The sequence below is a fragment of the Pelagovum pacificum genome, assembly GCF_016134045.1.
In the GTDB taxonomy this organism is placed as follows: Bacteria; Pseudomonadota; Alphaproteobacteria; order Rhodobacterales; family Rhodobacteraceae; genus Oceanicola; species Oceanicola pacificus_A.
Map to the genome: position 1 here is coordinate 3,614,142 of NZ_CP065915.1, position 19,479 is coordinate 3,633,620.

Annotated in this window: 23 protein-coding genes; 16 read left to right on the top strand and 7 right to left on the bottom strand. The window is 66.8% G+C overall.

Annotated features, from left to right (window positions below):
• Positions 1 to 339, bottom strand: a complete 339-nt coding sequence (locus I8N54_RS17770; protein ID WP_140195427.1) for a P-II family nitrogen regulator — start codon at positions 337 to 339, stop codon at positions 1 to 3.
• A 277-nt stretch (positions 340 to 616) separates the two neighbouring features.
• On the opposite strand from I8N54_RS17770, the gene I8N54_RS17775 reads away from it, so the two are divergent.
• The gene (locus I8N54_RS17775) at positions 617 to 2,821 is read left to right on the top strand and encodes a transglycosylase domain-containing protein (protein WP_140195425.1); all 2,205 of its coding nucleotides are present in this window, start codon (positions 617 to 619) and stop codon (positions 2,819 to 2,821) included.
• 79 nt (positions 2,822 to 2,900) lie between these two features.
• Here I8N54_RS17775 and I8N54_RS17780 read toward each other — a convergent pair whose 3' ends face one another.
• Both I8N54_RS17780 and I8N54_RS17785 read right to left on the bottom strand, forming a co-directional pair.
• Entirely contained in the window at positions 2,901 to 3,500 is a 600-nt protein-coding gene (locus I8N54_RS17780; RefSeq protein ID WP_140195423.1) for an ABC transporter substrate-binding protein, read from the bottom strand.
• Complete coding sequence (locus tag I8N54_RS17785) at positions 3,497 to 4,264, bottom strand: MlaA family lipoprotein (RefSeq protein WP_140195421.1); 768 nt, start codon at positions 4,262 to 4,264, stop codon at positions 3,497 to 3,499. Before I8N54_RS17785 ends, I8N54_RS17780 begins: the two co-directional genes overlap by 4 nt.
• Before the next feature lie 167 nt (positions 4,265 to 4,431).
• Between I8N54_RS17785 and I8N54_RS17790 the strand changes: the two genes are divergently transcribed.
• The 8 genes from I8N54_RS17790 to I8N54_RS17825 all read left to right on the top strand — a co-directional run bounded on the left by I8N54_RS17790 (position 4,432) and on the right by I8N54_RS17825 (position 11,624).
• Complete coding sequence (locus I8N54_RS17790) at positions 4,432 to 6,168, top strand: type I secretion system permease/ATPase (RefSeq protein ID WP_140195419.1); 1,737 nt, start codon at positions 4,432 to 4,434, stop codon at positions 6,166 to 6,168.
• Positions 6,165 to 7,466 carry an HlyD family type I secretion periplasmic adaptor subunit gene (locus tag I8N54_RS17795; RefSeq protein ID WP_140195417.1) on the top strand — a complete coding sequence of 434 codons (1,302 nt, stop codon included), beginning with the start codon at positions 6,165 to 6,167 and terminating at the stop codon, positions 7,464 to 7,466. The genes I8N54_RS17790 and I8N54_RS17795 overlap by 4 nt, the downstream gene beginning before the upstream one ends.
• 48 nt (positions 7,467 to 7,514) lie before the next feature.
• Positions 7,515 to 7,979: a RidA family protein gene (locus I8N54_RS17800; protein WP_140195415.1), complete on the top strand. Its 465-nt coding sequence runs from the start codon at positions 7,515 to 7,517 to the stop codon at positions 7,977 to 7,979.
• The gene (locus I8N54_RS17805) at positions 7,979 to 8,728 is read left to right on the top strand and encodes a glycerophosphodiester phosphodiesterase family protein (RefSeq protein WP_140195758.1); all 750 of its coding nucleotides are present in this window, start codon (positions 7,979 to 7,981) and stop codon (positions 8,726 to 8,728) included. Before I8N54_RS17800 ends, I8N54_RS17805 begins: the two co-directional genes overlap by 1 nt.
• Positions 8,729 to 8,768: 40 nt before the next feature.
• Positions 8,769 to 9,959: a GNAT family N-acetyltransferase gene (locus I8N54_RS17810; protein WP_140195413.1), complete on the top strand. Its 1,191-nt coding sequence runs from the start codon at positions 8,769 to 8,771 to the stop codon at positions 9,957 to 9,959.
• Entirely contained in the window at positions 9,959 to 10,249 is a 291-nt protein-coding gene (locus tag I8N54_RS17815; protein ID WP_140195411.1) for a 4a-hydroxytetrahydrobiopterin dehydratase, read from the top strand. The genes I8N54_RS17810 and I8N54_RS17815 overlap by 1 nt, the downstream gene beginning before the upstream one ends.
• 75 nt (positions 10,250 to 10,324) lie before the next feature.
• Positions 10,325 to 11,212 (top strand): mechanosensitive ion channel family protein, encoded by an 888-nt coding sequence (locus tag I8N54_RS17820; protein WP_140195409.1) that lies wholly within the window; start codon positions 10,325 to 10,327, stop codon positions 11,210 to 11,212.
• 4 nt (positions 11,213 to 11,216) lie between these two features.
• Positions 11,217 to 11,624: a GFA family protein gene (locus I8N54_RS17825; protein ID WP_140195407.1), complete on the top strand. Its 408-nt coding sequence runs from the start codon at positions 11,217 to 11,219 to the stop codon at positions 11,622 to 11,624.
• Positions 11,625 to 11,630: 6 nt separating this feature from the next.
• Here I8N54_RS17825 and I8N54_RS17830 read toward each other — a convergent pair whose 3' ends face one another.
• Entirely contained in the window at positions 11,631 to 12,119 is a 489-nt protein-coding gene (locus I8N54_RS17830) for a peroxiredoxin (protein ID WP_140195405.1), read from the bottom strand.
• 83 nt (positions 12,120 to 12,202) lie between these two features.
• Here I8N54_RS17830 and I8N54_RS17835 point away from each other — a divergent pair, with 83 nt between their 5' ends.
• The 4 genes from I8N54_RS17835 (at position 12,203) to I8N54_RS17850 (ending at position 14,595) form a co-directional block, all read left to right on the top strand.
• On the top strand, positions 12,203 to 13,414 hold the full coding sequence (locus I8N54_RS17835; RefSeq protein WP_140195403.1) for an NAD(P)/FAD-dependent oxidoreductase: 1,212 nt from the start codon (positions 12,203 to 12,205) through the stop codon (positions 13,412 to 13,414).
• Positions 13,411 to 13,965, top strand: a complete 555-nt coding sequence (gene rsmD, locus I8N54_RS17840; protein WP_140195401.1) for a 16S rRNA (guanine(966)-N(2))-methyltransferase RsmD — start codon at positions 13,411 to 13,413, stop codon at positions 13,963 to 13,965. Before I8N54_RS17835 ends, rsmD begins: the two co-directional genes overlap by 4 nt.
• Positions 13,966 to 14,039: 74 nt before the next feature.
• Positions 14,040 to 14,231, top strand: a complete 192-nt coding sequence (locus I8N54_RS17845; RefSeq protein ID WP_140195399.1) for a hypothetical protein — start codon at positions 14,040 to 14,042, stop codon at positions 14,229 to 14,231.
• Positions 14,221 to 14,595: an ADP-ribosylglycohydrolase gene (locus I8N54_RS17850; RefSeq protein WP_140195397.1), complete on the top strand. Its 375-nt coding sequence runs from the start codon at positions 14,221 to 14,223 to the stop codon at positions 14,593 to 14,595. The genes I8N54_RS17845 and I8N54_RS17850 overlap by 11 nt, the downstream gene beginning before the upstream one ends.
• Here I8N54_RS17850 and I8N54_RS17855 read toward each other — a convergent pair.
• Genes I8N54_RS17855 through sfsA form a run of 3 tightly spaced genes read right to left on the bottom strand, consistent with a single transcriptional unit; the run spans position 14,576 to position 17,065 of the window.
• Positions 14,576 to 15,496 (bottom strand): serine hydrolase domain-containing protein, encoded by a 921-nt coding sequence (locus I8N54_RS17855; RefSeq protein WP_140195395.1) that lies wholly within the window; start codon positions 15,494 to 15,496, stop codon positions 14,576 to 14,578. The two genes, I8N54_RS17850 and I8N54_RS17855, sit on opposite strands and share 20 nt — an antisense overlap.
• Positions 15,487 to 16,296 carry a type I methionyl aminopeptidase gene (map, locus tag I8N54_RS17860; protein WP_140195393.1) on the bottom strand — a complete coding sequence of 270 codons (810 nt, stop codon included), beginning with the start codon at positions 16,294 to 16,296 and terminating at the stop codon, positions 15,487 to 15,489. The genes I8N54_RS17855 and map overlap by 10 nt, the downstream gene beginning before the upstream one ends.
• A gap of 28 nt (positions 16,297 to 16,324) precedes the next feature.
• Positions 16,325 to 17,065 (bottom strand): DNA/RNA nuclease SfsA, encoded by a 741-nt coding sequence (gene sfsA, locus I8N54_RS17865; protein ID WP_140195391.1) that lies wholly within the window; start codon positions 17,063 to 17,065, stop codon positions 16,325 to 16,327.
• Positions 17,066 to 17,104: 39 nt separating this feature from the next.
• Between sfsA and I8N54_RS17870 the strand changes: the two genes are divergently transcribed.
• Genes I8N54_RS17870 through I8N54_RS17880 form a run of 3 tightly spaced genes read left to right on the top strand, consistent with a single transcriptional unit; the run spans position 17,105 to position 19,466 of the window.
• A complete protein-coding gene (locus I8N54_RS17870; RefSeq protein WP_140195389.1) occupies positions 17,105 to 17,827 on the top strand; it encodes a competence/damage-inducible protein A in 723 nt (240 codons plus the stop codon).
• On the top strand, positions 17,827 to 18,543 hold the full coding sequence (locus tag I8N54_RS17875) for a GNAT family N-acetyltransferase (RefSeq protein WP_140195756.1): 717 nt from the start codon (positions 17,827 to 17,829) through the stop codon (positions 18,541 to 18,543). The genes I8N54_RS17870 and I8N54_RS17875 overlap by 1 nt, the downstream gene beginning before the upstream one ends.
• On the top strand, positions 18,540 to 19,466 hold the full coding sequence (locus I8N54_RS17880; protein WP_332872147.1) for an OmpA family protein: 927 nt from the start codon (positions 18,540 to 18,542) through the stop codon (positions 19,464 to 19,466). The genes I8N54_RS17875 and I8N54_RS17880 overlap by 4 nt, the downstream gene beginning before the upstream one ends.
• Positions 19,467 to 19,479: the final 13 nt, after the last annotated feature.

Sequence of the window (19,479 nt, forward strand, 5' to 3'; positions counted from 1 at the left end):
TCACAGTGCTTCTGCGTTGGTTTCGCCGGTCCGCACCCGCAGGGCGCTTTCGACCTCGAGCACGAAGATCTTGCCGTCCCCGATCTTGTCGGTTTTCGCTGTCGTCGCGATGGTCGACACGACCTGGTCCGCCATGTTGGCTGGCACGACGATCTCCAGCTTCACCTTCGGTACGAAATTCACGGCATATTCAGCGCCGCGGTAAATCTCGGTGTGTCCGGACTGAGATCCGAACCCCTTGATTTCGGTCACCATCATGCCGCGGACACCGATGGCGGTGAGCGCCTCGCGCACCTCCTCCAGCTTGAACGGCTTGATCGTTGCAATGATAAGTTTCACGGTCTTCCCCTTGCGAGTGGTCCCACGCGGCAAAGCTCAGCCCCTGCCACACGGTGGTCAAAAGGCCCGGAAGGTTACCGGGCGACAAGGAATTGACGGGGATGAGGGGGGACGGCTGGGCAGACTCTCGACCGCTTGCGTTAAATATTGTGCGCGATGATTAATCAATGAGCACATCAAAAAGACGCTTGCCCGCCCTATCCCGGCTCTACATTGGCGTCTCGCTTCGCTATGCTGCACCGCAAAGAAGAGCAGACAACAGACAACGAGCGGCAGCATGAGCGGAAACGGCGGAAAACGCGGACCCCTCGTGGCGGACAAACGATATGGCGGCGGATCCGGCAAGGGATCGTCCGGGCGCGGGTCGTCCGGAAAGCGGTCGTCCTCCACGCGCAAACCCAAACGAACCCAGAGCCGCCGCACGAAATCGCGTCGCCCTCGCGGTCCGCTCGGCTGGATCGCGGCGATCGTCAGCTTCGTCTTCGGCTGGTTCTTCCGGCTGATCTGGCGCCTGACGTGGCGCCTCGGCCTCGCGGTCTGCCTTCTGATCGCGCTCGGCGTCGGCTATTATGCCAGCACCCTCCCCCAGATCACCGAGCTGGTCGATGCCCGCACCCGGGGCTCCGTCACCATGCTCGACCGCGATGGAGAGACCTTCGCGTGGCGCGGCGATCAGTTCGGCGGGATGATCCGGGCCGAGGACGTGTCGCCCCACCTGCATGACGCGGTCGTCGCGACCGAGGACCGCCGCTTCTATCGCCACATCGGCGTTGACCCGCGCGGCGTCGCCTCCGCCATCCGCATCAACCTCTCCGAGGGACGCGGCCCGCTGTCGGGCAACGGCGGCTCGACCATCACCCAGCAGACGGCGAAGCTGCTCTGCCTCGGTCGGCCTTACGACCCCGACGTCTGGGAGAACGAAACCGAGTACGAGGCCGACTGCCGCCGGACCACGCTCTGGCGCAAGGTGCAGGAAGCCGTCTACGCGATGGCGATGGAGGTTCGCTACTCCAAGGAAGACATCCTCACCATCTACCTGAACCGTGCCTATCTGGGCGCCGGCTCACGCGGGTTCGAGGCGGCCGCGCAGCGCTACTTCGGCCGCTCTGCCGCACAGGTGACGCCCGCCGAGTCCGCGATGCTCGCCGGTCTGCTCAAGGCGCCGTCGACATACGCGCCGACGTCGAGCCTCGACCGTGCGCAGAACCGCGCCAACATCGTGATCGGCCTGATGGAGGATCAGGGCTACCTGACCGCCGCACAGGCGTCGGACGCGCGCAACAATCCCGCGCGGCTGTCGCAAGCCGCCGAGGCGCGCGCCGGTGGCTATTTCGCCGACTGGGTGATGGAGAGCGGGCCCGAGTTCTACACCCGCAACACGACCGAAGACGTCATCATCCGCACCACCTTCGATCCGCGCCTGCAGCGCGCGGCGGAAGAAGGGCTGCTCCACATCTTCGACACGAAGGTCCGCGAAGGGTCCGTCGCCGAGGCCGCCGTGGTGGTCATGTCCGCCGACGGCGCGGTCCGCGCGATGGTCGGCGGCCGGGACGTGCGCGCGTCGGCCGCCTTCAACCGCGCGACGCAGGCGCTGCGGCAGACCGGCTCGTCGTTCAAGCCCTTCATCTATGCCGCCGCGCTCGATATGGACATGTCGCCGCTCGATCTGGTCGAGGATGCGCCTTTCTGCATGAACGTCCCCGGCTCGGGCGAGTGGTGCCCGTCGAACTACACCAACAGCTTCCGGGGACCGGTCACGCTGACCGAGGCACTGACTCATTCGCTGAACATCCCTGCCGTGAAGGTCTCTGAGGCGGTCGGCCGCGACAACGTCCGAACCGTGGCCGAAGGCTTCGGCATCGAAAGCGACATCGCCGACGGCCCCGCCATGGCGCTCGGCGCGTCCGAAAGCACGCTGATCGAGATGACCGGCGCATACGCCGGCATCCTGAACGGCGGCTCCGCCGTGCTGCCCTATGGCCTGACCGACCTGCGCGTGCAGGGCGAGAACACCTCGATCATGGAAACCACCGGCGGTATCCGCGAACGGGTGATCCGCCGCGAAAGCGCGCAGCAGCTGGTCTGGATGATGTCCAAGGTGGTCGAAGACGGCACCGGCGCGCGGGCCCAGATCCCCGGCTGGCAGATCGCCGGCAAGACCGGCACGACCCAGGCCAACCGCGATGCGTGGTTCATCGGCTTCACTGCGGATTACGTCGTCGGCGTCTGGATGGGCAACGATGACAACTCGCCGCTGAACAACGTCTCCGGCGGCGGCCTTCCCACCGACATCTGGCACGAGGTCATGGTGCGGATCACCGAGGGCATGACGCCGAACGCCCTGCCGATGACTCCGCCGACCCAGCCCGGCAACAGCGGCCTGTTCCAGGCCGACAGCCGCAACGCGACTGTGGGGCAGGACGAGGCCGAGCAGGTGCTGCAGGACGTGCTGACCGACATCCTGAACAACCGTTCGAACTGACAGAGACTGACGGGACGGGGGGTGGGGCGACGTCGCGCCCCGAAGGGGCCGGCGAGCGTCACTCGCCGGCGCGTGGGGATCAGCCGCTGATAGCGGCGATCATGGCATCGACGTTGCCGCCGTTGCGGTCGAGCAGTGCGGCGATCTCCGTCCGCTCGGACAGCAGCATGTTCACGCCCTCGACGACGAGGTTGAACATCTTCGCCTGCCCCGACCCGTCGGAGATGTGGAAGTCCACGCGGAACGGGCTTTCGCCCCGCAGGTAGGCGGTCGTCGTGACCGAGACGTAGTTGTTCACCGCTTGCGCGCTTTCCACCCGGATCTCGCTGCCGATGAATTCCCGGAAGCGCGAGCCGTACTTCTGCGCGACATAGGAGGTGTAGGCCTGCGTGAACCTCTGCCGCTGCTGCGGCGTGGCCGAGCGCCCGGCGTTGCCGAGCACGTATTGCGCGATGGTCGGCGTATCGCCGTACCGCACGAAGAGATTGGCGAAGTCACCGATCATCGCGCCCTCGGACTTGCCGGAGGCGATGACGGCGTTGATGTCGGCGACCAGCGCGTTGACCAGTTGCGTCGCCTGGTCTGTTGTGACGGCGGCGGCACGCAGCGGCACCAGCGACAGCGCGGCACCGGCGCCCGCACCGAGCATCAGCGCGCGGCGGGAGAGCGTGGGGGTCATTGTTGAAGCTCCTCGTATGGGTCGATCCCGTATGGGTCGATCGCGTAGGGGTCGATGCCGCCGTCGTCCGCGGTCTCTCCGACCTCGTACCGACGGTTCTGCAAGTAGGCGAGACGGGACTGGGCATAGCTGTCGGCGCTGTCCTGCAGCACCGAATCGATCGTGGAACTGTAGATGCCGCGCTCGACGATGATCTCGCCGACCTGTGCCTCTGTGCCCCATGTCAGCTGAACCGGTTCGCTGACGTGGTCGAGCGGGTCGAGGAACATGTCCACGACCTCCCCCACCGCGTCCCGCTCGGTCGAGGGACCGATCAGCGGCAGTTCCAGGTACGCGCCTTCCGGCACACCCCAGACCGCGAGCGTATGGCCGAAGTCCGTCTTCTTCTCGTAGAGACCCATGTCCCCCGCGAAATCGGCCAGTCCGAAGACGCCGATCGTGGAGTTGATGATGAAGCGCATCGAATTGCGCGCCATGCCCTCGACATCGCCTTGCAGGGCGCCGTTCACCACCATTCCCGGCAGCGACAGGTTGTCGGAGAAGTTGACGGCCCAGTCATAGTTGCCGTGGGGTGCCGCGGTCACGACCCGGCTGGCCGGGCGCAGCAGCGTCCGGTCGAGGCCCTTGTTGACGGCATGGACCTGTCGGTTGAACCCCTCGTAGGGATCGTTGAACTCGGCGCCCGGCTGCGGCTGACTACAGGCCGCGACAAGCGCCAGCGAGGCGAAGAGTGTGGCTCCGCGCCCGTATTTAATTGAATTCACGTAAAAACCAGTCCGGAATCGAAGTTCTGTTTCCACTTAGATAAGCATCCCGTGCCAGAATGAAACCTGTCGGAAGGCCGCAGAGTGTGGCTTAACGAAACAGGAAATATGGGGCATTATGTCAAGCCGGTCGGATATTTCCACCGGGATGCGGCGACGGAGCGCTTATGGCGAAGGGGATCAAGGGCAACGGGCAGGAGGAACTCGCTGCTGCCAGACGGGAAAGCCGCGGCCTCTACTGGTTCGTGGCGATCTTCAGCTTGTTCGTGAACCTGCTGATGCTGACCGGCCCGCTCTACATGCTCAACGTCTATGACCGGGTGCTCGGCTCCCGCTCGCTCGAGACCCTGATCGCACTGACGGCGCTGGTCGCGTTTCTCTATTTCCTGATGGGCATCCTCGACTATGCCCGTGGCCGGATCATGGGCCGCGTCGGCGCGCGCTTCCAGTCGCGGATGGACGAACGCGTGTTCAGCGCCGTGCTCACCGCGACCTCGACCGGCCGCGCGACGGAGCAGGCGGCCAGCGGCCTGCGCGACCTCGAAGCAGTGCAGCGGCTGATGACCTCGCCCGTTCTGATGGCGGCCTTCGACCTGCCGTGGGCGCCGCTGTTCTTCTTCGGGATCTTCCTGTTCCACCCGTGGCTCGGCATCCTTGCGCTGTCGGGCGCGGGGATCCTGATCCTTGTCGCCGTCGCCAACCAACTCGGCAGCCGCAAACCGCTGTCGAACGCCAATGGCGCGACCATGCAGGCGGAATCGCTCGGAAGCCGCATCCGCTCCGAATCGGAAATGGTGCAATCGCTCGGCATGCGCGGCGCATCGTTCACGCGCTGGAAAATCGCCCGTGACCGCTCGCTCGGCGCAACGGTCGGGGCGGCGGACGTGACCGGCACCTATGGCGCGATCACCAAGTCTTTCCGCCTGTTCCTACAGTCGGCGATGCTTGGCCTCGGCGCCTACCTCGTCCTGCAGAACGAGCTGACGGCGGGCGCGATGATCGCCGGCTCCATCCTGCTGGGCCGGGCGCTCGCGCCGATCGAACTCGGTGTGAACCAGTGGAGCCTCGTCCAGCGTGCGCGAGAGGGATGGGGCAACCTCGAAGTGCTGCTGACCGAGATCCCGCCGGAATCGACGCCGATGCCCCTGCCCGCGCCCCGCGCGGTGCTCGAAGCGCGCGAGCTGACGATCATCCCGCCGGGCGAACAGGCCGCGTCGCTGCGCATGGTGTCCTTCCGGCTCGAACCGGGACAGGCGCTCGGCGTGATCGGCGCGTCCGGTGCGGGCAAGTCGACGCTCGCCCGCGCGCTGACGGGCCTCTGGCGCCCCGCCGGCGGCAAGATCCGGATCGACGGCGCGGCGCTGGACCAGTTCGCGCCCGATGTCCTCGGCCAGCATATCGGCTACCTGCCCCAGCGTGTTCAGCTGTTCGAAGGCACGATCGCAGAGAATATCGCCCGCATGGCGCTGCAACCGGACGAAGCCGGGGTAGTCAAAGCTGCGAAACGCGCCGCGGCGCACGACATGATCCTCAAGCTACCGAACGGCTACGACACCCGCATCGACATGAACGGCGGTCGCCTGTCCGGCGGCCAGATCCAGCGGATCGGTCTCGCCCGCGCGATGTATGGCGACCCGGTCGTGCTGGTGCTGGATGAACCGAACTCCAACCTCGACAACGAAGGCTCGCAGGCGCTGAACGAGGCGATCCGCACCTTCAAGCGCGAAGAGAAGTGCGTGCTCATCATGGCGCACCGTCCCGCCGCGATCCAGGAATGCGACTTGCTCCTGATGCTCGAGGGCGGCGCCCGGCGTGCCTTCGGTCCGAAGGACGAGGTGCTGCGCGAAATGGTGAAGAACCACGAAGTGATCCAGAAGGGCAGCCGCCCGGCGAGCGTATCATGAGCAAGACCGACTCGACCTGGTCCGTCCGCCGTCCCCTGACCCTCGGCCTGTTGGCGCTGCTGCTGCTGGTCGGCGGCTTCGGCACATGGTCCGTCGCCGCGCGCATCACCGGCGCGATCATCGCGTCGGGCCGGATCGAGGTCGACCAGAACCGCCAGGTGATCCAGCACCCCGACGGCGGCGTGGTGGAGGAAATCCTCGTCAGCGAAGGCGACCCGGTGGAGGCCGGCGACCTGCTGATCCGCCTCGACGCGGACGAACTGCGCTCCGAACTCCTCGTGACCGAGGACCAGCTGTTCGAACTGATCGCCCGCCGCGCCCGGCTCGAGGCGGAGCGCGACGGCAGCGATGAGCTGATCTTCGACGATCTCCTGCACGACCAGCCCGACGACCGGGTCGCCGACCTGATGAACGGCCAGCAACGCCTGTTCGAAGCCCGCGCCGAAACACTCGACTCGCGGAAGGAACAGCTCTCCAAGCAGGCGGAGCAGTTCACCGATCAGATCGATGGCATCGCTGCGCAACAGGAGTCGATCGAACGCCAGCTGTCCCTCATCGACGAGGAGCTCGCCAACCAGCAAAGTCTGCTCGACCGCGGCCTTGCCGAGGCGTCCCGCGTGCTTGCCCTCGAACGGGAGCAGGCGAACCTGCTCGGCCGTATGGGAGAGCTCACCGCCTCCGCCGCGCAGGCGCAGGGTCGCATCACCGAAACGGAGATCGAGGCGCTCGGCCTCGAAACCCAGCGCCGGGAAGAGGCGATCACCACCCTGCGCGACCTGCAATACAACGAACGCGAACTGGCCGAGCGACGCCGCGCCCTGCAACGCCAGCTTGACCGGCTCGACATTCGCGCGCCGGTGTCCGGCATCGTCTACGGTTTGCAGGTGTTCGCGCCGCGCTCCGTCATCCGGCCCGCCGACCAGGTGATGTACCTGATCCCGCAGGACCGCCCCCTCGTCATCGCGAGCCAGGTCCTGCCGACCGACATCGACCAGATCTATGTCGGCCAGGAGGTCAGCCTGCGATTCCCCGCCTTCGACCAGCGCTTCACGCCGGAGCTTTACGGGCACGTCGTCACGATCTCCGCCGACGCCTTCACCGACGAGAATTCCTCCGTCAGCTACTACCGGGCGGAAATCGTGCTGGACGATGCGCAGATCGATCGCCTGCCGGAGGGCGCGACCATCGTTCCAGGCATGCCGGTCGAGGCGTTCATGCGCACCGCGTCGCGCAGTCCGATGGATTATCTGGTGAAACCCTTCACGGACTATTTCTCGAGGGCCTTTCGCGAGACCTGATTGCAGTCTAGCGTCCGCAGCGAAAACGAAGCTGCGGAGAACCTCCCCATGTCCGGAAATATCACGTCCCGTCTTGCCGAGCTCGGCGTCACCCTGCCCGAGCCGAAAGCGCCGGACTTCACCTATGTGCCGTATGTCATCACCGGCAACCTGATCTTCGTCTCCGGGCAGGTTTCGATCCTCGATGGCACTCCGATCAAGGGCACGCTCGGCGACGACATGACCGTCGAGCAGGGCGCCGAAGCCGCCAAGGCCTGCGCGATCTCCATGCTCTCGCACGTGAAATCCGCGCTCGACGGTGACCTGTCGCGGGTCAAGCGCGTGGTGAAGCTGCTCGGCTTCGTCAACTCGACCCCCGACTTCACCGACCAGCCGCAAGTCATCAACGGCGCCTCCGACTTCCTTGTCGACGTGTTCGGCGACACTGGCCGCCATGCGCGCTCCGCTGTCAGCGCCGGCGCCCTCCCGATGGGCTTCGCGGTCGAGATCGAAGGCATCTTCGAGTTCGAATGATGCGTCCTCGGCTGCCGGACGTCTTCCTGCGCCGCCCCATCGCCCACCGTGCCCTGCATGACCGGCGAGACGGGCGGCCCGAGAACTCTCTCGCCGCGATCCGTGCCGCCACGGCGCGGGACCTGCCGGTGGAGATCGACGTTCAGCTGACAGCCGACGGGGAGGCGGTGGTCTTTCACGACGACCGCCTCGACCGTCTGACCGACGAGACCGGCCCGGTCCGGGAACGCACGGTTGCGGACCTCACCGCGATCCCGCTGAAGGACGGGGCGGAAAACATTCCGACGCTGGCGCAAGTGCTCGCGGAGCCCTCCCCCGGTTTCCTAATCGAGATCAAGGATCAGGACGGCGCGCTCGGCCCCGGTATCGGCGCGCTGGAAGAGGCCGTCGCGCGGGCAGTTCAGGACAGCGACGCGACCGTTGCGCTCATGTCTTTCAACCCGCACTCCATCGTCACGCTGTCCCGTCTGTTGCCCGACGTGCCACGTGGCCTGACCACCTGCAGCTTCGGCCCTGAATGGCCCGACCTGCCGGAGGCGACCCGCGCCGAGCTCGCGAAAATCGCGATGTATGACGAGGCCGGTGCCTCCTTCATCAGCCACCACTGGCCGGTCCTCGATTCACCCCGCGTGGCGGAGCTGAAGGCCGACGGCGCGACGATTCTCTGCTGGACCATCCGTTCGGCAAAGGACGAACAGACCGCCCGGAAGATCGCCGACAGCGTCACGTTCGAGGGATACCTGCCCTGATCCCATTGACCCGCGCGGGTGAGAGACCATCTGGTCAGGCATGGACGGGACCACCATCGAGCTGACCGCGCATCCCTCGCTGGACGACATCGCTCCGGCCGACTGGGATGCCTGCGCCTGCCCCGAGTCGGCGGACGGCGGTCGCCCGAGCGATCCCTTCACCAGCTACCGTTTCCTGAAGGCGCTGGAAGACAGTGGCTCCGTCGGGCCGGGCACCGGCTGGCAGCCCCGCTACCTCGTCGCGCGGCAGGGCGGCGAGATGATCGCGGCCGCGCCGCTCTATGCCAAGAGCCACAGCCAGGGCGAGTATATCTTCGATTTCAACTGGGCCCACGCCTACGAGAACGCGGGCGGCGAGTATTACCCGAAGCTCCAGATCGCCGTGCCCTTCACACCCGCCACGGGTCGCCGCTTCCTCACCCGTCCGGGGCAGGAGATGACCGGCATGTCCGCGCTGGTGCAAGGCACCGTGCAGATCGCGGCGGACAACGGCCTCGCCACTGCGCACGCGACCTTCTGCACCGAGGCGGAAGCGCTGGCCGGGGCCGAGATGGGCCTGCTCCACCGCATCACCCAGCAATACCATTGGCACAACGAGGGTTACGCGGATTTTGACGGCTTCCTCGACGCGCTGTCGAGCCGCAAGCGCAAGAACATCCGCAAGGAGCGTCGTCAGGCGCAGGACTTCGGTGGAGAGATCGTCAGCCTTACCGGTGACGAGATCGAGCCGTGGCACTGGGACTGGTTCTGGCGTTTCTACCAGGACACCGGCAGCCGGAAGTGGGGCACGCCCTACCTCACGCGGGAATTCTTCGACATCGCGCAGGAGACGATGCGCGACGACATGCTGCTTTGCCTCGCCATCCGCGAGGGGCGGCCCGTCGCCGGAGCATTGAACTTCATCGGGCGCGAGCGGCTGTTCGGGCGCTATTGGGGATGTCTCGAACATCACCCCTGCCTGCATTTCGAGCTCTGCTATTACCGCGCCATCGACTACGCGATCGCCCACGGGCTCGACACGGTCGAGGCCGGCGCACAGGGCGAGCACAAGCTGGCCCGGGGCTACCTGCCGGTGACAACGCACTCACTGCACTGGATCGGCGATGCGAATTTCCGCGACGCCATCGCCCGTTACCTGCGGGCGGAACGGAACGCGGTGGACGAGGAAATCGAAGTGCTGACGAGCTACGGCCCGTTCAGGAAAACGACCGACGTGGAGGAGCAGGACTGATGCCAGCCGATCCCATCACCGATGCCGAGAAGAACGCCGCCGTCGCTGCCGGCTGGACGCTGAGCGACGACGGCACGGCCATCGAGAAGACTTTCGAGTTCAGGAACTTCGTGGAGGCCTTCGGCTTCATGGCCCGGTGCGCGATGTGGGCGGAGAAGCTGAACCACCATCCCGAATGGTCCAACGTCTACAAGACGGTCACCGTGCGGCTGACAACGCACGACACCGGCGGTCTGACCACGCTCGATGCGAAACTGTCGCAGAAGATGGACAGCCTCGCCGCCTCCTGATCCCGCCCTCTCGCCCTCGCGGAAAAGTGAGCTAAGTCACTGCCGCGACGGATAACGAAAGGACACGGGCTCGGCATGCAAGGTCTTCTGAACACGGAAATCTGGAACGGCACGACACTTGGCGACGTGCTGACGGTCGACTTCATCGCCTCGATACTCGGCAACGTGCTGGCGGCTGCGGCGATTCTGCTGATCGGACTCTGGCTCGCCCGCTTCGTGAGCCGCCGAATCGAACGGCTGGCGGAGAAGAACGCAAATCTCGACCGGGCCCTGTTCGGATTCATCGGCGACCTCGCGTGGTATGCCATCTTCGCCTTCACGGTGCTGTTCGTGCTGAACACGTTCGGCGTGCGCACGACGTCGGTCGTCGCCGTCATCGGTGCCGCCGGTCTTGCCGTCGGGCTGGCCCTTCAGGGCACTCTGTCGAACATCGCGGCGGGCGTGATGCTGATCTTCTTCCGGCCGATCCGGATCGGCGACTTCGTCGTGGTGAACGACGTGACAGGCACGGTGAAGGACATCTCGCTGAACTACACGGAGCTCGCCGACCTTCAGAACGTCCAACACATCATCCCCAACTCCGAAGTCTGGGGAAACACGATCCAGAACTATTCGAGCTACGACCAGCGGCGTGTGCAATGGACCTTCGGCGTCGGCTACGGCGCAAACCTCGCCGAGGCGGAACGCGTGATCCGCGAGACGATCACCTCCGACCCGCGCGCCCTGAAGGATCCGGAGCCGTGGCTCCAGGTCTCCAACCTCAACGAGAGCTCGGTCGATTTCATGGTGCGGGTCTGGTGCAACAACGCCGATGCCTGGGGCTTTCAGACCGACATGACCCGCAAAGTGAAGGAAGAGCTCGACGCCGCCGGGGTGCCGATTCCCTTCCCGACCCGGACAGTTGTGTTCGACAAGTCCGAGGACCCGCTGACCATCGCGCGTCCCTCGCAGGCGGCAAAGTAAACCGATGGCGCGCACCGCTTCCTGCACCTGCGGTCAACTGTCGATCGTGCTGGAGGGGGAGCTGTTCGGCGGTGGCGTCTGCCATTGCCTCGCCTGCCAGAGCCGGACCGGCAGCGTCTTCGCCACGCTCGCGGGCTTCGGCCCACCCTGGACGGTGCGCGGCGAAGCGACGGTGTTCGAAAGAGTGGGCGACCGGCACGGCAGCCGGTCGCTCTTTCATTTCTGCCCGGTCTGCGGATCGACCGTCTTCCATCTTGTCGCCGGCTACGAGGACAAGTTCGTCAGCGTCGCCGTGGGAACGTTCGGAGATCCGGAGTTCCCGGCACCGGCGGACTCGGTCTACGAGAGCCGCCGGCATCCGTGGGTCGTGCTGCCCGAGGGCATCGCCCGGTTCGAGACCGACCCGGACTAGGCGCTATCAGATCGCCTCGACCATCGCCTCGCCGCCGGACATGTCGCATACACCGGGATTCTCCTCGGCGTTCAGCACCTTGACCACGCCGTCCTCGGCCATCAGCGCGTAGCGCTGCGAACGGCCGTAAAAGCCGGCGGGCGGGGCGTCGAAGGCCATGCCGATCGCCTTGGCGAAGGCGCCATCGGCATCGGCGAGCATCGTGATCCCGGCATCCGACGCGCCGGTGGACTCACCCCAGGCCTGCATCACGAAGGGATCGTTGACGGAGGTACAGATCACCTCGTCCACGCCCTTTTCCTTCAGCTGGTCGATGGTCCGGATGAAGCTCGGCACGTGCGCGGTGGTACAGGTGCCGGTGTAGGCGCCCGGCAGACCGAAGATCACGACCTTCCGGCCCTTCAGCTTCGGCCCTAGCTCGACCTGCTCCGGGCCCTCGGCGCCAAGCACCAACATGGTGCCATCGGGAAGGGTGTCTCCTACAGAAATGCTCATGTCGGTCCTGTCCTTTTGCATTTTCCTCGTTCACCTGCGGATATAGAACCTGCCACCGACAGTGCCAGCGGGAGCCATGTGAAATGACGCATTTCGTCGTGATCGGCGCCGGACAGGCGGGGGCCTCCCTCGTCGCGAAGCTGCGCTCCGAAGGGTTCGACGGCGACATCACCCTGATCGGCGCGGAACCGGTTCCGCCCTACCAGAGGCCGCCCCTGTCCAAGGCTTACCTGCTGGGCGAGATGGAGGAGGCGCGGCTCTATCTGCGGCCAGCCGCCTGGTACGAAGACAACAACATCACGCTGCGCACCGGGCGACGCGTGACCGGAATCGACACGCGCACGCGGACAGTGTCGCTCGACGACCGGGAGAACCTCACCTACGACCAGCTTGCCCTCACGACGGGGAGCGATCCGCGCACATTGCCCGCGGCGATCGGCGGCGATCTCGACGGGGTCTACGCGATGCGCGACCTTGCCGACGCCGACGCGCTGGCGCCCGAGATGACGGAGGGCCGCCGGGTCCTGGTGATCGGGGGCGGCTATATCGGGCTGGAAGCGGCGGCGGTCGCGTCGAAGAAGGGTCTCAAGGTCACGCTGGTCGAGATGGCACCGCGCATCCTGCAACGAGTCGCGGCCGAAGTGACTTCCGATTTCTTCCGCGACCTTCACGCGTCTCATGGTGTCGAAGTACGCGAGGGCGTCGGCCTCGACCGGCTGATCGGCACCGACCGGGTGACGGGTGCGCGGTTCACCGATGGCACGGAAATCGAGCTCGACTTCGCTATCGTCGGCGTCGGCATCGCCCCCGCCTCGATCCTTGCCGAGAGCGCGGGCATCGCCTGCGACAACGGGATCGCGGTAGACGCGTACGGACGCACGTCCGAGCCGACCGTCTGGGCCGCCGGCGACTGTGCGAGCTTTCCTTGGGGCGGCGAGCGGATCCGGCTGGAAAGTGTCGGCAACGCCATCGACATGGCTGAGGCCGTCGCGCTGAACATGCTTGGGCGGGAACAGCCCTACCAGGCGAAACCGTGGTTCTGGTCGGATCAATACGACCTCAAGCTGCAGATCGGCGGCCTCAACCGGGGCTACGATTCGGTCCATGTCCGCAAGAGCGACGACGGTGCCGTGTCGCACTGGTACTACGCCGGCGACCGGCTGATCGCGGTGGACGCGATGAACGACCCGCGCAATTACATGATCGGCAAGCGCCTGATCGAGGCTGGTAAATCTCCTGCGCCGGAGGTCGTGACCGACCCGGCGACCGACATGAAGGCGCTGCTCCGCCCGTGAGGATCATCGGCGGTCAGCACCGGGGCCTCCGCCTCGCCGAGGTTGGGAAAGGCGACGCCGGGGCGCACCTGCGTCCGACGCCCGACCGGGTGCGGGAGAGCCTGTTCAACATCCTCGCCAGCCACGGCCTGCCCGACGGGGTGCGGGTGCTGGACCTGTTCGCCGGGACTGGTGCGCTCGGGCTGGAGGCCCTGTCGCGGGGCGCTGTGCATTGCACCTTCGTCGACAGCGGTCGGGTGGCGCAGCGGCTCCTGCGGGAGAACCTCGGCAAGGCCCGGCGCGAGGGCGACGCGACGCTGCTGACCTGCGACGTCACGCGGCTGCCCGCGGGTGAGGGTTGCGGGCTGGTGTTCCTCGATCCGCCTTACGGCAAGGGGCTCGCGCCCAAGGCGCTGGCGCGAGCGGTCGACGGTGGCTGGCTGGCCCCGGACGCAGTGGTGGTCTGCGAGGACAGTACACCCATCGACCCGCCGGAGGGTTTCGACCTGCTGGACCGGAGAAAGTATGGCGACACGCACCTGACCCTCATTTGTTTCGCGCGCGAAACATAAGACTTAACAGATAGTTAACGCCTCTGCGCAAGGTGCCTATTGGCAAAAACCCTTGCGCTGCTAGCATCGTATCCATGAGCGACGCCACGTGGACCTCCTTCCCTGCCGTGCCCCGCACGAAGACCGCGCAACGCGCGGAGGACGTGACGCTGCCCAAGCCCGAGCCGTTCGGCGCGCCGGTCCTGATCGGCGATGTGGCGAGCCCGCTCGCGGGAGAGACGGTTCTCAGCCTCCTGATGCGGCGCATGATGCGGGATGGCGACTGACTGGCCGGGCCATTTCTGCCCGTCCTGCGGCGCGCCGCAGACGGCATTCCCGCGCTATCCATGGTATCTCTGCAGTGATTGCCGGGGGCGTACACACGACCGGGACGGCAACCGGATCGAGTTCTTCAACGCACACCTGTTCGGCGGGCTCGGCTTTCGTTTCGCAGGCGAAGCGCAATTCTGGGAAATCCGGTCGGCAATCTGCCTCGTGACCCGGCGGCCGGTGCTCGTCAGCGAGGCGCGGTTCGGCGGCGTCGTGGTGGAGCCGCTTCCCGATCGGGTGTTCGATTTCGAACAGGTGACCGACATGCGGCGCCCCGGCTGGCGGGACCGCCTGCCGGAGCCTAGCGGATCGCGGCCGTAAGCGCGGCGTCGAGCGCGAGGGTCTGGTTGCTCGACAGGCAGCGGTCGTAGGTGACCGTCACGCCCCAGCTGTTGGGCAACTGGAAGAAGTAGGCGCCCGCGCTGCGGCCAAGCAGGAAGCACCAGGATCCGAAGTGCCACAGCGTCGTGCCGTCGCGGCCGTCCTTCATCATCACGCCCGGCCCGTAGACGATGCCGCCACCCATCTCGGCACGCGGCCAGTTGCCCTGCGGGCGAAGGGTCGAAGCGAAGCGGGTGAAATCGGCGGCCGACATCTCGTACCCGCCCCAGGACACGCCGCCACCGAAGTCGGAGGAGACGTTGGCGTTGATGCCGAGCGTCCGTGGACAGTAGCTGGCGGAGTTCTGACCGGTCACCGTCTCGATCATCGAGCCGAGGACGGCGTAATTCTCGTTGTTGTAGGCGAAGCCCTTCGGCCCCGGCGGGCGCGACAGGGCGGACGCCGTGACCTCGGGCGTGCGGTCGCCGCCCCGGGCGCGCCACGGCGAGGGACGGCCCTGCGTCACGTCGCGGTTGATGCCGGAGGTGTGAGTCAGAAGCTCGGCCACGGTGATCTGCGACGCACCGGGCGTCATCTGGAACCGCCCGCCGAGCACCTGCCCGACAGTGGAGCCGGTGGAGAGCCGACCGGCGTCGACCAACCGCATGACGCAGGCGCCGGTGATGCTTTTCGACAGGCTCGCCAGCGGGGCGGGATCGTCCGCGCCGCGGCCGAGACCGTAGCGGGCAAGCACATCGCCGTTGCGCGAGATCGCGATGGAGCTGGAGCGGACGCCGTTCTGGGTCGCCCAGGTCTGCCAAGCAGACTGGATCGCGCCGACGTCGGCGGCCGCGCTGCCCGCGAAGGCAAGCAGCAGCAGGAGAGCCCGGATCAGGACCATGTGGGGTGGAACAGGCCCGCCGGAGATTCGGTGAAGATTTCGGCGCCGGTCGAGGTGATCCCGACCGAGTGCTCGAACTGCGCGGACAGCGACTTGTCCCGCGTCACTGCGGTCCAGTCGTCGGCGAGGACCTTGGTTTCCGGACGGCCGAGGTTCACCATCGGCTCGATCGTGAAGAACATGCCTTCCTCGATCCGTGGCCCGGTTCCCGGACGACCGTAGTGCAGGACGTTCGGCGGCGCATGGAACACGCGGCCGAGGCCGTGGCCGCAGAAATCGCGGACGACCGACATGCGGTTCGCCTCGGCGTAAGTCTGGATCGCGTGGCCGATGTCACCGAAGGTGTTGCCGGGCTTCGCCGCCTCGATCCCCTTCATCAGCGAATCGTGGGTAACCTGAAGCAGCCGCTCCGCCTTGCGGGGCAGTTTGCCGGCGACGTACATCCGGCTCGTGTCGCCGAACCAGCCGTCGACGATCACGGTGACGTCGATATTCAGGATGTCGCCGTCCTTGAGCACCTTGTTGCCGGGGATCCCGTGGCAGACGACGTGGTTCACGCTGATGCAGCTGGCGTGCTGGTAGCCCTTGTAGCCGATGGTTGCGGACTTCGCGCCCTCGGCATGGACCCACTCGGTGATGAGGCGGTCGAGCTCTCCGGTGTTCTGGCCGGGGACGACGTGCGGCGCGATCCGGTCGAGGATTTCTGCGGCGAGCCTGCCCGCCGCGTGCATGCCGGCGAAATCCGCGTCCTCGTAGATGCGAATGCCGTCTCGGGTCAGTTTGCTGCGTGCGTCGTCCACGGTCCGGTCCTCTTTCGTTGCGCTGAATTTAGGACGTCACGGCCCCGGATGAAAGCCCGTCGAGAGCGGCGCTCCCGCGCCGGGGCACCGGATCCGCCAGTGTGACGCCGAATTGATCCATTGTGGCGTCAAAGCAGAGCACCTCGACACCGGCGCGTTCGGCCTCTTCGAGCGCCGCCGCGTAGGCCGGGTCGATGTCCGCCGCAACGTCCCAATGTGTCGCGTCAGTGCGCTGAACGAGGAACAGGAGAACCGCGCGGTCGCCCTGCCCCGCCATCGTGGCAAGGTCGCGGAGGTGGCGGGCGCCGCGCGCGGTGACCGTGTCGGGGAATTCCGCCAGTCCGGGGGTGCGGCTGAGCGTCACGCTCTTCACCTCGAGCCATGTCGTCGCGGGTCCGGAGAGGCGGAAGTCGACCCGGCTGCCCTCGCCATAGGCAACTTCAGGGCGCACCTCGTCGTAGGGCGGCAGGCCGTCAATCGTCCGGGCGTTGAGCGCCTCGGCGACCACGCGGTTCGCCGCGCCGGTGTCGATGCCGGCGAAGGTGCCGTCGGCGAGCTCGGTCAGGCGCCATCCCCAGTCGAGCTTGCTTTTCGGGTTGGTGCTCGGCTCCAGCCAGACGCGGGTGCCGGGCTCCGCCAGTCCGGTCATCGCGCCCGGATTCGGACAATGGGCCGTTACCGTCCGGCCGTCCGGAAGCGCGACATCCGCGAGGAAACGCTTGTAACGGCGGACAAGTGTCGCGGGGACGAGGGGATTGGAAAAGCGCATGGGCTGACCCTATACCTTCGCAACAAGGGAGACCCAACAATGCCCAACCCCACTGCCGCGATGCTTGTCATCGGGGACGAGATCCTCTCCGGCCGCACCCGCGATTCCAACCTGAACCACCTTGCCGGACGGCTGACCGAAGTCGGCATCGATCTCGTCGAGGCGCGCGTCGTCTCCGACAAGACCGAGGCAATCGTCGGAGCGGTGAACGACCTGCGCGCGAAGGTCGATCATGTCTTCACCAGCGGCGGGATCGGCCCGACACATGACGACATCACCGCCGATTGCATCGCCGAATCGTTCGGCGTCGGCATCGACGTGCGCGACGATGCGCGCGAGCTGCTGGAGGCGCATTACGCGCGCTCCGGGTCGGAAGTGACCGAAGCGCGGCTGAGGATGGCTCGGATTCCCGACGGGGCGACCCTGATCGAGAACCCGGTGAGCGTCGCGCCCGGCTTCACCATCGGCAATGTCCACGTGATGGCCGGCGTGCCGAACGTATTCGAGGCGATGGTGGCGAGCGTCCTGCCGACCCTGACGGGCGGCACGCCGCTGCTGTCGCAATCGTTGCGGGTGCTGCGGGGCGAAGGCGACATCGCCGGGCCGCTCCGGGCGCTGTCCGAAGAATATTCCGACCTGTCGTTCGGATCCTATCCGTTCCAAAAGGACGGCGCCTACGGCTCGAACATCGTCGTGCGGGGCACCGATTCGGAACGGCTATCCGAGGCGATGGTCAAGCTGACCGACCTGTTCGGCGCGTGATGCAGGCCGACGCGCTGTCCCGGCTGATCGACGCGACCTGGCCTGCGGCCGGTGTTACGGACGTCGGTGGCTGGCGCATTCGGCGCGGCGGCGGCGGTGGCAGTCGGGTAAGCGCGGCGACGGCACTTGTGCCCGGCGACGTCGGGGACCTGTCGGTGGCGGAGGAGGCGATGCGCGACCTCGGGCAGGTGCCGCTCTTCATGGTGCGCGACGGGGAAGCGGCGCTCGACCGGGCGCTCGCGGATTGCGGCTACGGAATTACCGACCCGACGGCGTTCTATTCGGCCCCGGTTGCCGAGATCGCGGGCGAGGCCGAGGCGATCCTGTCGTGGCCGCCGGTCGCGGTGCAGCGCGAAATCTGGGCGGCGGGAGGCATAGGGCCGTCGCGGCTCGACATCATGCTGCGCGCGGCGGAACCTAGGGTAAGCCTGCTGGCCCGGCTTGGCGACGAACCGGCCGGGACGGTCCACCTGTCACTCGCCGACGGAGCCGCGATGATCCATGCGCTTGAGACGGCGGCGGCGCACCGGCGCAAGGGAATCGGTCGCCTGCTCTGCGTGGCATCCGCGAACTGGGCGCGGGACGAGGGCGCTGATCGGCTGGCCCTGCTGGTGACGCGGGCGAACGCCGGGGGCAATGCGCTCTACCGGTCGCTCGGCTTCGCCGAGGATGGCGGCTACCATTACCGGAAGCATCCGGATGGACTGGACCAATGATGATCCGCTCCCTGCTCATCGCCGGACTGTTGCCGGTTCCGGCGTTCTGCCTGTCGCTCGACCTGCCGGCCTCGGCAGAGATGACGCTGGAGGAGGAGAGGCCGCTCGATTCGACAACCATCGCATCGGGGCCGTTCGACGGGTCGGTCGTTCCGATGGCGGACGCGTCGGGGACGGTGTCGGTGCAGGCGTGGCGGCTGCAGGCGGCCGGGCTGACAACGCTGCAGATCCTCGAACCGCTGGCTAAGCAGCTGGAGGCGGAGGGGTTCGACGCGCTCTACACCTGTGAATCCGAGGCCTGCGGCGGGTTCGACTTCCGCTTCGCGCTCGAGACACTGCCGCCGCCGGCAATGCACGTCAGCCTGAACGACTTCCGCTACCTGTCCGCCCGAAAGGGCGAGGACGAGTATGCCGCGCTTCTCGTCAGCCGGACGAGTCGGGCCGCGTACTTGCAGATCACCTCCGTCACGACCGGGGAGCCGGGCGAGGATGCGGGCCTGAGCGCGGCACCGGGCGCGCCGCTGGTGCCGGCGGAGCAGGTCGCCCCCGGCAGTTTCGGGGAGCGGCTGGAGACGGCCGGGCATGTCACGCTCGGCGATCTTACGTTCGAGACAGGGTCGGCGCAGCTTGGCGAGGGGACCTACGAGTCGCTCGCCGCGCTCGCGGAGTATCTGGAGAGCGTGCCGAACCGCCGGGTCGCGCTGGTCGGACATACCGACAGCGAAGGGTCGCTCGACGGCAACATCGCGCTGTCGCGGCGGCGCGCGGCGTCGGTGCTGGAGCGGCTGGCGACAACCTATGGCATCCCGCGCCGGCAGCTGGAGGCGCACGGGATGGGCTACCTCGCCCCGGTCGCGTCGAACCTGACGGAAGAGGGGCGTGAGGCCAATCGCCGGGTCGAAGTGATCGTCCTGTCGGAGTGAGGCACACGAAAAA

Coding starts and splice junctions, on each gene's coding strand:
- I8N54_RS17810 (WP_140195413.1), top strand. CDS start 8,769: ATGGACGGGACCACCATCGAGCTGACCGCGCATCCCTCGCTGGACGAC.
- I8N54_RS17830 (WP_140195405.1), bottom strand. CDS start 12,119: ATGAGCATTTCTGTAGGAGACACCCTTCCCGATGGCACCATGTTGGTG.
- I8N54_RS17795 (WP_140195417.1), top strand. CDS start 6,165: ATGAGCAAGACCGACTCGACCTGGTCCGTCCGCCGTCCCCTGACCCTC.
- I8N54_RS17835 (WP_140195403.1), top strand. CDS start 12,203: ATGACGCATTTCGTCGTGATCGGCGCCGGACAGGCGGGGGCCTCCCTC.
- sfsA (WP_140195391.1), bottom strand. CDS start 17,065: ATGCGCTTTTCCAATCCCCTCGTCCCCGCGACACTTGTCCGCCGTTAC.
- I8N54_RS17845 (WP_140195399.1), top strand. CDS start 14,040: ATGAGCGACGCCACGTGGACCTCCTTCCCTGCCGTGCCCCGCACGAAG.
- I8N54_RS17820 (WP_140195409.1), top strand. CDS start 10,325: ATGCAAGGTCTTCTGAACACGGAAATCTGGAACGGCACGACACTTGGC.
- I8N54_RS17850 (WP_140195397.1), top strand. CDS start 14,221: ATGGCGACTGACTGGCCGGGCCATTTCTGCCCGTCCTGCGGCGCGCCG.
- I8N54_RS17780 (WP_140195423.1), bottom strand. CDS start 3,500: ATGACCCCCACGCTCTCCCGCCGCGCGCTGATGCTCGGTGCGGGCGCC.
- I8N54_RS17805 (WP_140195758.1), top strand. CDS start 7,979: ATGCGTCCTCGGCTGCCGGACGTCTTCCTGCGCCGCCCCATCGCCCAC.
- I8N54_RS17875 (WP_140195756.1), top strand. CDS start 17,827: ATGCAGGCCGACGCGCTGTCCCGGCTGATCGACGCGACCTGGCCTGCG.
- I8N54_RS17800 (WP_140195415.1), top strand. CDS start 7,515: ATGTCCGGAAATATCACGTCCCGTCTTGCCGAGCTCGGCGTCACCCTG.
- I8N54_RS17825 (WP_140195407.1), top strand. CDS start 11,217: ATGGCGCGCACCGCTTCCTGCACCTGCGGTCAACTGTCGATCGTGCTG.
- I8N54_RS17855 (WP_140195395.1), bottom strand. CDS start 15,496: ATGGTCCTGATCCGGGCTCTCCTGCTGCTGCTTGCCTTCGCGGGCAGC.
- I8N54_RS17870 (WP_140195389.1), top strand. CDS start 17,105: ATGCCCAACCCCACTGCCGCGATGCTTGTCATCGGGGACGAGATCCTC.
- I8N54_RS17790 (WP_140195419.1), top strand. CDS start 4,432: ATGGCGAAGGGGATCAAGGGCAACGGGCAGGAGGAACTCGCTGCTGCC.
- I8N54_RS17815 (WP_140195411.1), top strand. CDS start 9,959: ATGCCAGCCGATCCCATCACCGATGCCGAGAAGAACGCCGCCGTCGCT.
- I8N54_RS17880 (WP_332872147.1), top strand. CDS start 18,540: ATGATGATCCGCTCCCTGCTCATCGCCGGACTGTTGCCGGTTCCGGCG.
- I8N54_RS17775 (WP_140195425.1), top strand. CDS start 617: ATGAGCGGAAACGGCGGAAAACGCGGACCCCTCGTGGCGGACAAACGA.